Below are 16,173 nucleotides of genomic sequence, written 5' to 3'. Positions count from 1 at the left end.
TCATCCCTGAGATCTGTTATCGGGAATCTAGGTGTTTCTTTTGACTTTTGTCTTGAATATTTAAACTCAACACCTGGATTCCGGCTCAAAAGCATTGCCGGAACGACGTAGTAGGAAGCAATATCGGAACGATGCGATGTTGGTTGTTACTGGACGAAGTAGTGTCTGCTGAATGCTCAACCCGCTCGTCATCCCTGAGAGCTGTTATCAGGGACCCAGGTGTTTTCTTTTGCTTTTGAGTTAGGTGTTTCTTGTCATTTTTACCTTTTAATTTTTTGCTATTAGCTCACGCTAAATAAGGATCTTCATGAAAGTTGTTATTCCTGTTGCCGGTTTAGGTACTCGTATGTTGCCTGCTACCAAGGCTATTCCGAAAGAAATGTTACCTTTGGTCGATAAGCCGCTGATTCAATATATTGTCGACGAATGTGTAAGTGCGGGGATTAAAGAGATTGTATTGGTAACTCATGCCAGTAAAAATGCCATTGAAAACCATTTTGATAAATCTTACGAGCTTGAATCTACTCTAGAGAAACGTGTAAAACGTCAGCTATTGCATGAAGTACAAGCCATTTGTCCTAAAAACGTTACCATTATGCATGTGCGCCAAGGCGAAGCTAAAGGGTTAGGACATGCGATTTTATGTGCAAAACCATGTATTGGCGATAATCCGTTTGCGGTTGTGTTACCCGATGTCATCTTAGATTCGTATTCTGCTGATCAGCGCACCGAAAACCTAGCCTCAATGTTAATTCGTTATCGTGAATCTAATGTCAGCCAAATCATGGTTGCACCAGTACCAGATGACCAAGTTAATAAATACGGCATTGCAGATTGTGGTGGCGAAACCATAAATCCTGGTGACTCGACTAAAATATTTAAAATGGTTGAAAAACCAGAAATTGGCCTGGCACCGTCAAATTTAGCCGTTGTTGGTCGCTATGTGTTGTCTGAAAAAATATGGGACTTACTGGCAAAAACACTTCCTGGTGCAGGTGATGAAATTCAGTTAACCGATGCCATTGACATGTTAATTGAGTCTGACACGGTTGAAGCGTTTAATATGACCGGTAAGTCACACGATTGTGGCGACAAGCTTGGCTACATGAAAGCATTTGTTGAATACGGTTTACGGGATCCTAAATTGGGTAACAGCTTTATGAAAGAGGTCTCTAGTTTGATAGAAGAGTATAAATAGACTGTAGTTTACTTTTAAACGCTTATAACCACTATACGTTGCACCGGTAAAGTCAAGTCTAAATGTTTCAATTGGGCTATTAATGTTTGCACTAGATCGTAAGTATTAATCTGAAAAGCCTTAATGTTTACGCGATAAGATACATTATTTAATGCAACTCGCTTAATAACTAGTGGCATTTTTTATTAAATAGGCATTTAGGCAACGAAGGCTTATTCTGCCTCACTGTCTACTGCCCATGCTCGTCATCCTCGAATTTTCGTATCCCGGCTCAGAAACGCTACCGGGACGGACCCAGGTGTTGCTTGGTTTTTATCTCGTGATCTTTAAAGCGAAAGGTATTAACACCTGGATTCCGGCTCAAAAGCGCTACCGGAATGACGTGATAGTCAGCGTTACGGGTAGCACGTGAGAGTAGCATTACAGGTAGTACGTGATAGTGGGCGTTACAGGAATGAAGTGTACGTTAGTTAAATGACGTGCGAGTGGGTTCCTAATGCCTTATTGAAGTGAGTCTTACTTCACCGCTCGTCATCCTCGAATGCTCGTGTCGGGGATCCTGGTGTGGCTTGGTTTATTGCATGTGATCTTTAAAGCGTAAGGAATTAACACCTGGATTCCGACTCAAAAGCGTTACCGGAATGACGTAATAGTGTGCATTACAGAACGTACGTGATAGTGGGTGTTTAAGGAATGACTTGGTACTGGGCGTTGCAGGCATGACGTGAATGAGGTGGTTACTTTAATGGTATAAATGCTCATCGAATTCACCCTCGAGTAGTTTTACAATCACATCAACGCTTTTCCTTTAAGCAGTTTACGCAGCCACATTCGGTTAGGGCTAAGTAAGGCTTGTAGCTCTACGCTTAATGGTGATAGTTCGCCGCATAGGTTTGCTGCTAAGCATTCGGCGACTAATGGGCCTGAGCTTAGGCCGCGTGAGCCTAGTCCTCCTAACACATATAACCCGTCATAAATTGGTGCTGGTGTTGTTTGCCAGTAATGTTGCCATAGACTGGGTTTGTCTTTCGATTGCTGTTGAACAGCATAGCGTATAAATAACGCTTCAACATCAGGCGCACAACCCATTACCGGAAAGTGATCGCGACTGACCATCCTTACGCCAACTCTGGCATCGTTGTTTGAAACATCAATATCATTAGGCCAGTTTGAATTAGGAAAGCTTTGTTGCATTTTAAGGCTATTTTCATGCTGCTCTATCGGGCAAAAGTCAAGATGTTGTGGGTCTTTTACATAACTGGCTCCAACGCAATGTAGTTGGTTATGTTGTGGGGTTAAATAACCATTAGCGCAAATAACAGTATTAAGTTTCGCTAGCTCACCTTGTGGAGGTACATGGCTAACTTGACCTCTAAAGCCTGTAATTGGTAGATTTTTTGTCTGCTTATACTGAGTAAGTTGAGCTCCTGATGCGATGACAACCTGTTCGTGGGTTGCTATAGGGGTATTGTCTTCGGCGCTAAACAGTTGCCAGCCAGATGAGTGTGATTCAAGTGAGCTAATGTCGCTATTATAGACAATGCGAACTTTGGTTAATGTTTGTGCTTTGGCAATACTTGCTTGTGCGAATTCAAACGGACAAGCCCAACCGCCTAATGGATAATAAAAGCCAGGTTTATCAATATCGACGTTAGCAAGTTGTGTGGCTTGGTGTGGACTGACAGCAAAAGCAATCTCACTTGGCCACGCTTGACCATCAATGATTTTATCCAATCTTGTTTGGCTACGTTGATCGAAACCTGTGTGTAATACACCACACCACTCATGTCCTATGTCATATCCATTATCAACTAATGCCTGAATTCTGCGTCGACTGTATAGAAAGGCTTGTTGAAAAAATTGACTTAGCGAGCCATTTTCGGGTGTAAGCAGGGGATAAATGGCACCTTGTTTGTTGCCTGATGCGCCTTGTCCTAATGTGTCATCTTTGCAATAAATAATCACATCTTTGCCGCGTTCAGCCAGAGACAAGGTAAGACTTGCAGAAGCGATACCGCCACCTATAATAGCTATAGGGCTGTTGTTATTAGAATGTAACGGTGGCAATGGGTTATAAGCAAACTGTTGCTGTAGTTGTTGTCTTAGCGCGTTACGTTCTGCGATAGCAATGTCATCAGTCGATTTGAATGATGTGGAGGATGAAAATCCGCAAAATGCTAGTTGCTTTTTGATAGTTGGAGCAATATTTTCGTCATTTGTGCTAGCCGCTAAAAATGTTGCATTATCAACACTGAGTCGACCATATTCCCAAACTGAACGTTGATGAAAATATTGATCTGAATGAGCCTCTTGGTTCGTATGGGGTAGGGCAAACCAATGTGTTATCCTTTGTTTATTCGGCGTAGCAATGGTTTTGGCTTGCGCTAGTGGCGAACCTTGATACAGGTCAATGATAAGTTGGTTTTGGAGTAGACTCAGCCGCTGGCAACCTTCGATGGCTGCAATTTCACCATTGAGTAATGCTTGGGTAAAATCGAATAAATGATGGTCTGAATCAAGTAGCCCTTGTTGTTGCCATGTATGTTGCAGTTGCTTACGGTTTACTGGGCCTTGTTCAAATACACTGATGTGAATTCGAGTTTGTTGCTGTATCAAAGGATTTTGCAAGTTAGCCTCTTGTAAGGCTGCCAGTAATAGTATTATTTCGTGGCCATCGCCAAAACCGAGTTGGCCTAGCGTTAGTAAATGTGGTTGAGTATTTGTGGCTGCTATTTTATCGTCACTGCTTTGCAATACTTCGGCGATATACTGCTTAACAATGTGGAAATATCGGCTATTTTGATTGGCGTTGTTGCCCAGTAATTCACAAATATGCAACTCGTGTAGGTTCGGGGATACAGATAATAAAGGTGTTTTGTTCAAAATGTTTTACTCAGGGCCGATAACTTGGCATTATTTTACCTGCGTTTATGGAAAGCTGACCACTTAATTGCTTCAAAGCAGCTATGATTGCCGCAATTAAGTACCGACATGTACCAAATGGATAGCATAAAAATGAAAAGAGTCGTGATCACCGGAATGGGTGTTGTTTCAAGTATCGGTAATAACAAGCTAGAAGTGACTGAGTCACTTAAAGCGGGTCGTAGCGGTATTACTCACTCGGCACAGTTTGAAGAAATGCAATTACGTAGCAAAGTTTGGGGCGACATTAAAATGAACCCAGCTGATCATATCGATCGTAAAGCACTTCGCTTTATGGGCGATGCTGCTGCATATGCTTACATTGCTATGCAGGAAGCGATTGCTGACGCTAACCTAACAGAAGAGCAGTATTCTAATTTCCGTGTCGGTTTGATTGCTGGTACGGGTGGCGCTTCTTCAAAAAACCAAGTTCAGGCAGCTGATACACTTCGTGAAAAAGGTGTTAAGCGCGTAGGCCCTTATATTGTGCCTCGTATTATGTCTAGTACTGCAAGTGCTTGCTTGGCGACACCATTTAAAATTAAAGGGACGAGCTATTCAATCAGTTCAGCTTGTGCCACTTCTGCTCATTGTATTGGCCATGCTGTTGAACTTATCCAAATGGGTAAGCAAGATATGGTATTTGCTGGTGGTGCTGAAGAAGTTGATTGGACACTCACCATGGGCTTTGATGCTATGGGAGCACTATCGACTAAGTACAATGACACGCCTGAAAAAGCGTCACGTACATATGATGCAGATCGTGATGGTTTTGTTATTTCTGGCGGCGGCGGAATTGTTGTTGTTGAAGAATTAGAACATGCCTTAGCACGTGGCGCGAAGATTTATGCTGAGATTGTTGGTTACGGTGCCACATCTGACGGCTACGACATGGTTGCTCCGTCTGGTGAAGGTGCTGTGCGTTGTATGCAGATGGCACTTGCAGATGTAGACACGCCAGTTGATTACATCAACACTCATGGTACTTCTACTCCTGTAGGCGACATGCGTGAACTTGAAGCGTTACGTGAAGTGTTTGGCGATAACATGCCTCCAATCGCATCGACTAAATCAATGACAGGTCATGCTTTAGGTGCTGCGGGTGTACATGAAGCGATTTACAGCTTAATTATGATGGAAGACAGTTTTATTGCTCCAAGCATTAACATTGACAACCTAGATGAAAAAGCAGCTGGCATGCCAGTCGTTCGTCAAATGCGTGAAGCTGAATTGAACACCATTATGAGCAACAGTTTTGGTTTTGGTGGCACTAACGCAACGTTAGTCATGCGTAAATTTAAAGCATAAAACGTTACTAGTGGGTTAACCCGCGAATGATTTCAAAGCCAGTATCGGAAACGATACTGGCTTTTTTGTTGCCTTTTAAACAAGTGACTAGAGAAAAATCGATGATAGGCGATTACAAGCAAACGCTGCGCTTATGGAAAGGCTAAATGCCTAGATGCTAGTTCGCTTCGCGGCTAGAAGCTATAAAAGCGAAAGCGATTTAAGCGTATATCGGAGTTATTTGTCGGTTGTTTCTGATGTAAACTGCTTAGCTTTTATAGCCGCGAAGCGAACTAGCAGGACGAAGTCCGCTCTAGCATCTAGGTTTAGTCAGCGATAACAATCAGCGCTATTTGCCATGACGGACTAGGTGAATTTGGTATAAGATACGGGTTATAAAAAAACGCGATGTGATGTCGTTAAACTCGCAGTGAATAAGATACCCAAATGAAAATAATTGCCGATGAAAACATGCCTTATGTTGATGCCTTGTTTGGCTATTTAGGCAAGATTGAATATGTAAATGGCCGAACCTTGACACCTAAACAAGTCGAAGATGCCGACGTGTTATTGGTGCGTTCGGTGACGAAAGTGAATGCAGAGTTAATTAAAAATGCACATAAACTGAAATTTGTGGGTAGTGCGACGATTGGTACCGATCATGTAGATGTTGATTATCTTTCGTTGCGCAATATTTATTTTACTAATGCTCCTGGGTGTAATGCGACGGCCGTGGGTGAGTACGCATTTATTGCCATGCTGGAGTTAGCGCAACGTTTTGGAGAGTCTTTAGCCGGTAAAGTGGTGGGGATTGTCGGGGCTGGTAATACCGGCACTGCAGCCGCGAAGTGTATGCAAGCTTATGGGCTAAAAGTATTGTTGTGCGACCCCATTAAAGCATTGCAAGGTGATACCCGTGAGTTTGTGTCACTAGACACTATTATTGAGCAAGCCGATATAATCAGTCTGCATGTGCCTATCACCAAAGACGGTGAGCATAAAACCTGGTACTTATTTGATGAAGCCCGACTGAATAAGTTAAAACCCAATACCTGGTTACTAAATTGCTGTCGAGGCGAGGTGATTGATAACCGAGCGTTGATCAAATTTAAACAGCAGCGCGATGACGTAAAGCTGGTGCTTGATGTGTGGGAAGGTGAACCTAACCCAATGGCCGAATTAGTCGCCTTGGCAGAGTTTGCTACGCCGCATATTGCTGGTTATAGCCTTGAAGGCAAAGCCCGCGGAACGTTTATGTTGTATCAAAAATGGTGTGAATTACTCGATTTTCCGGTAAAAAAATCATTAGAGAGTTTATTACCGACATTTCAATTTAATCAAATTGTCAGTCAAAGTGATTTAACCGAAAGCCAATTGCTGAAATTGTCGCGTTTAGTTTATGATTTACGTGACGACGACGTTAACTTTAGAGGGTGTTTCTTAACAGCTACAGGTTTTGATTTAATGCGTAAAAAGCACACTTATCGTCGTGAATATAGTGCAATCTCGTTAACCCAATCTGTGGACTATTTATCTGATGGTAAGATAGACCCATCGATGTTGAGTGCTTTAGGCTTTAATTAATTAGTGTCATTATATAAGGCCAATAGAAGGCAGATTGAGCCTAAAAAACAGTAATTTTAGCCAGTTGAGAAAAAATCACTTCAAAGTCGGCTTTTTTAGTACATTAACCCTAGTAAAGCATAACTAAACTAAGGTAGATTGATTGTTCAAACTGGATAATATGGAGTCGAGCGTTAATTATGTCTCAGGAATTTAATGTAGTCGTTTTAGGTGCATCGGGCGCAGTGGGTCAAACAATGATTGAGATCCTCGAGCAGCGTAATTTTCCGGTTGCTAAGTTGTTTCCATTAGCGAGCAGTCGCAGTGCTGGCGAAACGGTCAGTTTTCACGGTAAACAAGTTGAAATTCTTGACGTAGAAACGTTTGATTGGACCCAAGCACAAATTGGCTTCTTTTCTGCTGGTGGCGATGTGTCTGCTAAATGGGCGCCGATTGCGGGTGACGCGGGTTGTGTTGTTATCGATAACACTTCACATTTTCGTTACGACGTAGATGTGCCACTGGTGATACCAGAAGTTAACCCAGAAGCCATTGCTGATTTCCGCAATCGCAATATCATCGCTAATCCTAATTGTTCAACGATTCAGATGTTAGTGGCTCTTAAGCCTATTTATGATGCTTTTGGTATTTCACGTATTAACGTGGCGACGTATCAGTCAGTGTCTGGAACAGGTAAAAAGGCGATTGATGAGCTAGCGGGTCAAAGTGCTAAATTATTGCAAGGTTTACCGTCAGAGCCGACAGTTTATCCAAAGCAAATTGCCTTTAACGTATTGCCTCAAATTGATGTGTTTATGGAAAATGGCTACACCAAAGAAGAAATGAAAATGGTGTGGGAAACGCAGAAAATTTTTGGTGATGACGAAATTGTTGTTAATCCAACGGCTGTGCGTGTGCCTGTTTTTTATGGTCACTCTGAGGCTATTCATATTGAAACTCGTCAACCTGTTGATGCCGAAGATGTTAAAGCTGTTTTACGTGATGCACCAGGCGTAGAATTGTTTGATGATGATAGCGAATATCCAACAGCGGTAACTGAAGCTGCAGGTAATGATCCTGTTTATGTTGGTCGCGTTCGTAAAGATATTTCACACTCTCACGGTATAAATTTATGGGTTACTGCCGATAACATTCGTAAGGGTGCTGCATTAAACAGCGTACAAATTGCCGAGATTTTGATTAGAGATTACTATTAATTACGCTTTAACAATGTGTAATGACTTAATCAACAACGCGATTTAGTTTAAAAAGCCTGCAATGCGCAGGCTTTTTCCGTTTTACTGAGCCCAATAGTAGCAGGTGCGGTGAATCTAGTTTATAGTCGTAAACATATCATTTTTAACATCAATAGCATTGAAAACGCCTGCAAAATTGGCTCACGATTGATGTGACTAGATACAGTTAACGACCATAATATTAACGATAAAAATTGCCTAAAGCCTGTTGCCAAGCCGGTAACTCAATAGCGCTAAAAGGGAAGGATGGGATGACTTTGCGTACTTCATATATTGTGGGTTTGATTGCCTGCACAGCCGTTGGCTTAACCAGTGTACAAATTATTGAGTCTGCGCATGCAGAAACGCTCAAAATTACTGGCCCCAATGGTGAGGTTAAACAACAAGCGAAACGCCAATATGGTCCAACAACATCAAGAGATACGTTTTGGAGTATTGCGCAAAAAGTCAGACCCAGCGATAAGGTCAGTGTTTACCAAGTGATGGCAGCGTTGTTTGACGCTAATCCACATGCTTTTAGTGGTAATAATTACAATACATTAGAGCGAGGGATGATATTACTTGTTCCTTCTGTTGATGTAATAGCCGCTATTCCCAATGATGTCGCTAAACGCCGTGCAGAACAAGATGACCGCCGTGCTAGCAGACAAACACAGCCTCGTCCCGTCATTAATAATAAACCTATTCAATCTCCTATAGTCGAAACGCCTAAAAAGCCTACCGTTTCAAAACCACTGCAAATAGTGCAGCAAACACCTGCTGTAGAAGTACAAACCAAAGCGATTACAGAGGCCAATGCCGTTGTCGTAAATGACCTCAATAGCACCTTAGATAAAGCCAATGCAAAAACCTTGATGCTGACCGATGAGCTTGCGCGTGCACAAGATGAATTAATGGTCAGCAACAATGACAATCAAGTGTTGAAAAACAAAATTGAACAAATGTCATTAAACATTTCCTCGCTTGAAGAAGATCTACAACTATTACGCGAGAAATATGAAGGGTTAAGTTTAGAAAATAAAAAACTTGTAGATCAAACTGAAAATGTGGAACCCGTTGTAGAAGAACCCACTGACTTTTGGCGCAGCCTAATGGATAACACCATTTTGTTGATCATTGCTGCATCGATTCCTCTGTTAATTATATTCGGACTTATTTTCTGGTTACTTAGTCGCCGTAATAAAAAAAATCAGCAGTCTGAAGTAAAAACAGCAACCCAGTCTGAACAAGAGTCTGCAGCTGCAACAGACCGCGATGACTTAGATGACTCTGATGATATTGTGGTCCATTTAGATTCAAACGATGAAGAGTCAATTGATGATTTATTGGATTTAGACAGCGTAGATTTACAGCCTGAAATCCAAATGGAAGGTGATGCCGAAATGGATATGGCATCAGATATGTTTGTTAGTGAAACAGAAACAGAAATAGAAGATGAGGAAGGGACCTCATTAGATGATTTATGGGCAGAGGCGATGGAAGATCAAGATTCTGATCTTGAACCTCTTGAAGATGACGATGATCTCGACAGTCTACTGGCTGGATTAGATGACAAGCCAGCTGCAACCCTAAATTCTGCTGCACCAGAAGATGATTTAGACAGTTTGTTGGCGGGTTTAGATGAAGATACAGAAAAAGATGATCTAGATGCTTCAGCAGAAAATGATATTGACTCGCTATTAGCTGAGTTTGATATGCCAGCAGAGCCGGATAATGTTGCCGCTGAAGAATCGGTAAAATCAGCTGAAACAAGCGCGGATGATGATATCGACTCACTATTGGCTGAATTTGACATGCCAGCTGAATCGGACGATGTTGCCGCCGAAGAACCGGTGAAATCAGCTGAAACAAGTGCGGAAGATGATATTGATGCATTGTTGGCTGAGTTTGATATGCCAGCAGAGCCGGATGATGTTGTCGCTGAAGAATCGGTAAAATCAGCTGAAACAAGCGCGGATGATGATATCGATGCATTGTTGGCTGAGTTTGATATGCCAGCAGAGCCAGATGTTGCCACTGAAGAACCGGTAAAGTCAGCTGCAACAAAGGCCGATGATGATATCGATGCACTGTTAGCTGAGTTTGATATGCCAGCAGAGCCAGATGTTGCTGCCGTTGAAGAACCGCAAATATCAGCTGAAACAAAGGCAGATGATGATATCGATGCATTGTTGGCTGAGTTTGATATGCCAGCAGAGCCGGATGATGTTGCCGTTGAAGAACCGCAAATATCAGCTGAAACAAAGGCAGATGATGATATCGATGCATTGTTGGCTGAGTTTGATATGCCAGTAGAGCCGGATGATGTTGCCGGTGAAGAACCGATAAAGTCAGCTGAAGCAAAGGCGGATGATGATATTGATGCATTGTTGGCTGAGTTTGATATGCCAGCAGAGCCAGATGTTGCCGGTGAAGAACCGATAAAGTCAGCTGAAGCAAAGGCGGATGACGATATTGATGCATTGTTGGCTGAGTTTGATATGCCAGCAGAGTCGGACGATGTTGCCGCTGAAGAGCCGATAAAGTCAGCTGAAACAAACGCGGAAGATGATCTTGATTCATTACTATCAAAATCTGATTCAGAACAAACTGATGTTGATGCTCCTACTGCAGCGGACGAAGATATAGATGAACTCCTAGCTGGGTTGTCTGTGACCAAGGATGAGAACGAACAAGATAGTTCAGAAGATGATGGGGATACTGAACCTCAGCCACTAAACAGTGATTCAGTTGATAACGATGATGATATTGCCGCGTTAATTGCAGCTGAGTTACAAGATGATGTTAACGAAGATATCCCAGACGTAGAGTCTAGTGACGATGACATTGATGCATTGTTGTCTAGCTTGAATGAGCCTGTTATTGAATCAGTATTTGACGAAGAAAGTGATGAATTATCTACAGGAGAACAAGCATCTTCCGATAGTGATGATTTAGCGGCGCAAATTGCAGCTGAGTTAAGCGATGATGAAGATGTTGCTGACTCTATTGATGATAATGAAACCAGTGACGATGACATCGATGCATTATTAGCGAGTCTTAACGAGCCGGTGGTTGAGTCAGATGCTGATGTTCAGGAAAAAGCGGCAGTCCAAGCACAGATTGCAGCTGAATTAGATGATGATATGTCTAGCGAAGAATCTACATCTGATGATGAGTCACTCGATGATGACATTAATACCTTATTGGCAAGCTTTAAAGACGATATAAAAGACGACGCTCCGTTGATTGGCGAGACTGAAAATATTGACTCTGACAGCACTCAAATTGACGGCACTCAATCTGATAATGAAGGTATCGACGATAATGCATTGTTTGATGAGTTTGATGAATATCTTAATGATACCGATTTAGTCAACACAGATGATGTCGCAGATATTGAAACGACCCCGTTTATTGAGCCTGAAACCGATGCTGATAAAGCTGCAAACAGCGATGACGAAGATAACAGCTGGTTAGATGCTGAACTTGAAGCCGCGTTAGCATCAACGAGCAATAATGATGTTGAGTCCGATCAAGAAACTGCAGCTGCATCAACTCCTGTAGCCACGCCTACATCAGAAACTGATGCCGATGATGGTTTGGATGCATTATTAGCGCAAATGGACGATGATGATAAAACTTCATCTACAGCGCAAAATAAAGCCAATAAAGATTCAGGTTTCTTTAATGACCTTAAATCAAGCAAACCTAAACCTGAACTTTTAGATTGGGAAAGCGATTTACTTAAAGCTGCCGAGTCTGCTGCTGACGAGAGAGAAGTCGATGAAGCAGATGTGAGTGATGATGATCTACTGGCGGCATTTTCACAGTCACTCAAAGATGATGACAACGATGATGACTTTACCTCTGAAGATGAGTATATCCTTAGCGATGACAACTTAACGGTTGATGAAGCATTAGCAGCACTAGATCAAAAAGAACGAAGCCAATCAACAGAATATAAAGCCAGTGACGATGACTTAATGCGTTTTGAGCGTGAAAACGGTTATATCGACATTGATAAACTGTTGAACGATGCTGATGAAGATGACGATAAAACCGACCAGTATAAAGACGTCAATGTTGATATGGGCTCTGTTAATTCGTTAATCGGCAACCCGAACATGATCGATGTTGATGATGAAGAAAACTCCGTTAATGCAAAACTTGATTTAGCCAGGGCGTATATTGAAATTGAAGACCAAGACAGTGCCCGAGCGTTATTAAAAGAAGTGCAAATGGACGGTAATGAACGTCAACAATTAGAAGCCAAAAATTTACTGAAAAGTGTTAATTAACGCGAGCAATTGAGGCTGAATAGACAAAAACATAGGCTTATGTTGACCACATAAAAGCAAACGGCGCAGATACATGCGCCGTTTTTTTGTGATAAACTGCGCGCCATTATTGAGTAGAGGATATAGGCATGCGGGTCGCGTTAGGTATTGAATATGATGGTAGTAGTTTTTGTGGGTGGCAGCGCCAACTCGAGGTCGATTCAGTGCAAGCCCAGATTGAGAAAGCGTTAAGTTATGTGGCTAATGAACCTATAACCGTATCGTGTGCCGGAAGAACAGATACTGGTGTGCACGGTACCGGGCAGGTGGTTCATTTTGACACAGATGTTCAACGTCCAATGACGGCGTGGACACAGGGCGTTAATGCTAATTTACCAGACAGTGTGGCTATACGCTGGGCAAAAGAAGTCGATGACAGTTTTCATGCTCGTTACAGTGCTACAGCCAGACGTTACCGCTATGTGATTTATAATCATAAACTGCGCCCTGGTATTTTAAGTGCAGGTGTAAGCCATTATCACGGTGATATTGATGAAACTTTGATGCATAAAGCGGCACAGCTTTTTGTTGGCGAACACGATTTTACCAGTTTTAGAGCCTTGCATTGTCAATCTAAAACACCGTTTCGAAACGTGCATCAAGTCAATGTAACTCGCCAAGGCATGTATGTGATGGTCGATATTCAAGCTAATGCATTTTTACATCATATGGTGCGAAATATTGTTGGTTCATTACTGCAAATCGGCTTAGGTAATCAACCTATAGAGTGGATAACAGAATTGTTTGCCCTGAAAAATCGTAAGCTAGCGGCACCTACCGCTAAACCGAACGGATTGTATTTGGTCGATGTGACTTATCCTGAACATTATCAATTACCTAAGTTAGCTTTGGGTCCATTGTTTATGCTCGATTAAGCCCTTTAAGCTATCTATGTTATTCAAGTTAGCTAAGTTATCTTTATTGAAATGTAAAACGAATGTTCTGTATTCGCAGGGCGAGTAAGGTTTGAATAAGTTAAATGGTATTGAATTATGTCAATCGTGTCTGAAATAACTGTGCCCAATCAACAGTCAAGTTTAGCTCAATGGCTGGATTATTTGTTGGCAATTCATCCTAGCGAAATTGACATGGGTTTAACTAGAGTCAGCGCTGTTGCCGAGCGATTGAGTGTGCTTGATTTGGCGCCAGCTAAAGTGATTACCGTAGCTGGCACCAATGGCAAAGGCACAACCTGCGCCATGTTGGCTTCGATTTTACGTCAGGCTGGTTTGTCTGTCGGTGTGTATAGCTCGCCTCATTTGCTGCATTACAATGAACGGGTGCAAATAAATCAACAAGACGCTAGTGATGATGCTCTTATCGAAGCTTTTTGTGCCATAGAGGCGGCGCGAGGTGATATTTCATTAACCTTTTTTGAATATGCTACCTTAGCTGGTTTATATTTGTTTAAAGCTGCTAAAGTCGATGTGATCATCCTTGAAGTGGGTTTAGGTGGACGGTTGGATGCAACCAATATTATTGATTCCACAGCCACTATTTTGACCTCTATCGATCTTGATCATCAAGAATATTTAGGCGATACCCGCGAACTGGTTGGCAGAGAGAAAGCTGGTGTGTTTCGCCCCGATTGTGTCGCTATTATCGGTGAGCCAGACTTACCGTTGAGCATCACTGAATATGCGAATCAACTCCATACAACCCTTTATCGTGTTGGGCATGAGTTTAATTACCAAAAAGATCAGACTCAACCAACATTATGGCACTTTGAATCTGGGCTGCAGTCATATACTGGTTTAACGGTGCCAAGGTTACCGCTGGCTAACGCTGCTAGTGTTGTTGCGCTGCTAAGCCATATTTGGCCGCAAATAAGCCAACAGCACATAAACCAAGGATTACAACAAGCTCAACTCGCTGGGCGACTAGAGCAGGTGAGCCTGCAGCCATTAGTATTACTAGATGTTGCGCATAATCCGCATGCCGCCAGATATTTAGCACAACAATTACAGGCTTACCAAGGCCGTCGTATTGTAGCCTTGTGTGGCATGCTTAAAGATAAAGACATTAAGTCGGTATTGGCGACATTAGCCGAGCAAATTAGCCATTGGAACTTGGTGAGTTTAGATAATCCACGTGGCGCATCAGCGCAAGCATTGCGTCAAGCATTGCCCAATGACAGTAGCTGTGAGCATGTAAGTGAGTTTGATGACATCGCTAGCGCATGGCAAGCCATACAAGCTACAGTCAATGCAGATGATGTGGTTATTGTCTTCGGTTCTTTTTATACTGTAGCTGGCTTTAAATCTTTATAAACACTATTTATGTCAGACGTCGGTCGTGCAAGCCATCATTAACGTCATTTGGTTAAAAAAGGGAATTAGCTTTGAATCGTCAATTTCAAAATCGTTTGGTGGGTACCATCGTATTAGTGGCCTTAGGTGTGATTTTTTTACCCGACTTGTTAGACGGTAAAAAAACGCAGGTGGTTGAGGAGTTTACTGAAATTCCTTTACGTCCAGCTCAGTCAAGTGCTTCAAATAAAGTCAATTCTGACAATAACGCTGAACCAGCGGAAGAATTCCAAGTGTTAACGATTGCAGAGCCACAAGATCTCAGTAATGATATCGTTGCATTAGGGGAAGCTGAACCGAAAAAAGAATCGACACAAGCTGTTAAGCAGCCGACTCCTGCTCCAGCTAAAATTACAACAGCAGTTAAAAAGCCTGAAACCCAGGTTGCTAATAAAGTGAAATCAGCCATTACAGCTGGGTTTACATTGCAGTTAGGCGGCTTTAACAATATTACCAATGTAAAAGCATTGATAGCACAACTGCGTAAAGCAGGGTTTAACGCTTATACACTACCTAAAGTTCCCGTAGAAGGGAAACTAACCAGAGTGTTTGTAGGCCCTGAAGTATCAGAAGAAAAACTTAAAGCTCGTCAGCAACCTATATTCAAATTAACCGGATTAAAAGGCAAAATCGTAGCCTATAATCCACAGGAACAATAACCTCTTCAGACGGTGTTTTGCGTGCGTGATTAATATTTACAATTTGATTGTTCTTAATCACGCAAGAATAATTTGTGCAATCAGAGGTGAGAAACATCTCTGTCTCTGTTAGAATCCCGCCGTCTTGAACCCTATACCGGATCACCATCTCCATGGTTTGGATTGATTACGCAATAATTATTGTCATCGGGTTATCAACTATTATTAGTTTGATCCGCGGATTCGCCAAAGAAGCCATGTCTCTTGTGGTTTGGTTTGCCGCTTTCTTTATCGCTAGCCAGTTTTATCTTGATCTTGCTGCTCATTTAACCCAAATGCAGGACGAGTTAGTCAGAAACGGTGTGGCGATTGCCATTCTTTTTATCATTACCCTGATCCTAGGGGCACTCGTTAATTATTTATTAGGCCAGTTAGTGGCTAAAACCGGATTATCGGGCACAGACCGTGTTTTAGGCCTGTGTTTTGGTGCCATACGTGGCGCGTTAATCGTTAGTGCATTACTGTTTTTTATGGATGCTTTTACGGCATTCCCTGACACCAAATGGTGGCAGGACTCTGTTCTTGTACCTGAGTTTGGCGTGGTTATTCAGTGGTTTTTTAACTACCTTGAAAATACCTCAAGCTTTGTACCCAAAATATAAACATAAAAACACCTTACAG

Annotated in this window: 10 protein-coding genes; 9 read left to right on the top strand and 1 reads right to left on the bottom strand. The window is 42.2% G+C overall.

Features of this window, described 5'->3' with window-relative positions; genetic code table 11:
* Positions 1 to 307: 307 nt before the first annotated feature.
* A complete protein-coding gene (gene galU, locus EGC86_RS05890; protein ID WP_123776933.1) occupies positions 308 to 1,198 on the top strand; it encodes a UTP--glucose-1-phosphate uridylyltransferase GalU in 891 nt (296 codons plus the stop codon).
* 789 nt (positions 1,199 to 1,987) lie between these two features.
* Here the strand turns inward: galU and mnmC1 are convergent.
* A complete protein-coding gene (mnmC1, locus tag EGC86_RS05885; protein WP_245423112.1) occupies positions 1,988 to 4,081 on the bottom strand; it encodes an FAD-dependent 5-carboxymethylaminomethyl-2-thiouridine(34) oxidoreductase MnmC1 in 2,094 nt (697 codons plus the stop codon).
* 132 nt (positions 4,082 to 4,213) lie between these two features.
* Here mnmC1 and fabB point away from each other — a divergent pair, with 132 nt between their 5' ends.
* The 8 genes from fabB (at position 4,214) to EGC86_RS05845 (ending at position 16,154) form a co-directional block, all read left to right on the top strand.
* Positions 4,214 to 5,428, top strand: coding sequence for a beta-ketoacyl-ACP synthase I (gene fabB / locus EGC86_RS05880; RefSeq protein ID WP_041412867.1), 1,215 nt, complete (start codon positions 4,214 to 4,216; stop codon positions 5,426 to 5,428).
* Between the two features lie 426 nt (positions 5,429 to 5,854).
* On the top strand, positions 5,855 to 6,991 hold the full coding sequence (locus EGC86_RS05875; protein WP_123776932.1) for a 4-phosphoerythronate dehydrogenase: 1,137 nt from the start codon (positions 5,855 to 5,857) through the stop codon (positions 6,989 to 6,991).
* Positions 6,992 to 7,170: 179 nt separating this feature from the next.
* On the top strand, positions 7,171 to 8,187 hold the full coding sequence (locus EGC86_RS05870) for an aspartate-semialdehyde dehydrogenase (protein ID WP_011636866.1): 1,017 nt from the start codon (positions 7,171 to 7,173) through the stop codon (positions 8,185 to 8,187).
* A gap of 290 nt (positions 8,188 to 8,477) precedes the next feature.
* The gene (locus EGC86_RS05865) at positions 8,478 to 12,506 is read left to right on the top strand and encodes a FimV/HubP family polar landmark protein (protein WP_123776931.1); all 4,029 of its coding nucleotides are present in this window, start codon (positions 8,478 to 8,480) and stop codon (positions 12,504 to 12,506) included.
* A gap of 128 nt (positions 12,507 to 12,634) precedes the next feature.
* Positions 12,635 to 13,420: a tRNA pseudouridine(38-40) synthase TruA gene (gene truA, locus EGC86_RS05860; protein ID WP_011636868.1), complete on the top strand. Its 786-nt coding sequence runs from the start codon at positions 12,635 to 12,637 to the stop codon at positions 13,418 to 13,420.
* A 117-nt stretch (positions 13,421 to 13,537) separates the two neighbouring features.
* A complete protein-coding gene (gene folC, locus EGC86_RS05855) occupies positions 13,538 to 14,815 on the top strand; it encodes a bifunctional tetrahydrofolate synthase/dihydrofolate synthase (RefSeq protein ID WP_123776930.1) in 1,278 nt (425 codons plus the stop codon).
* 71 nt (positions 14,816 to 14,886) lie between these two features.
* Positions 14,887 to 15,513 carry an SPOR domain-containing protein gene (locus EGC86_RS05850; RefSeq protein WP_123776929.1) on the top strand — a complete coding sequence of 209 codons (627 nt, stop codon included), beginning with the start codon at positions 14,887 to 14,889 and terminating at the stop codon, positions 15,511 to 15,513.
* Between the two features lie 152 nt (positions 15,514 to 15,665).
* The gene (locus tag EGC86_RS05845; protein ID WP_011636871.1) at positions 15,666 to 16,154 is read left to right on the top strand and encodes a CvpA family protein; all 489 of its coding nucleotides are present in this window, start codon (positions 15,666 to 15,668) and stop codon (positions 16,152 to 16,154) included.
* Positions 16,155 to 16,173: the final 19 nt, after the last annotated feature.

Source organism: Shewanella frigidimarina, assembly GCF_003797125.1.
Lineage (GTDB): Bacteria > Pseudomonadota > Gammaproteobacteria > Enterobacterales > Shewanellaceae > Shewanella > Shewanella frigidimarina.
The sequence above is the reverse complement of the archived record's forward strand: the minus strand, read 5'-3'. Positions and strand labels throughout refer to the sequence as shown.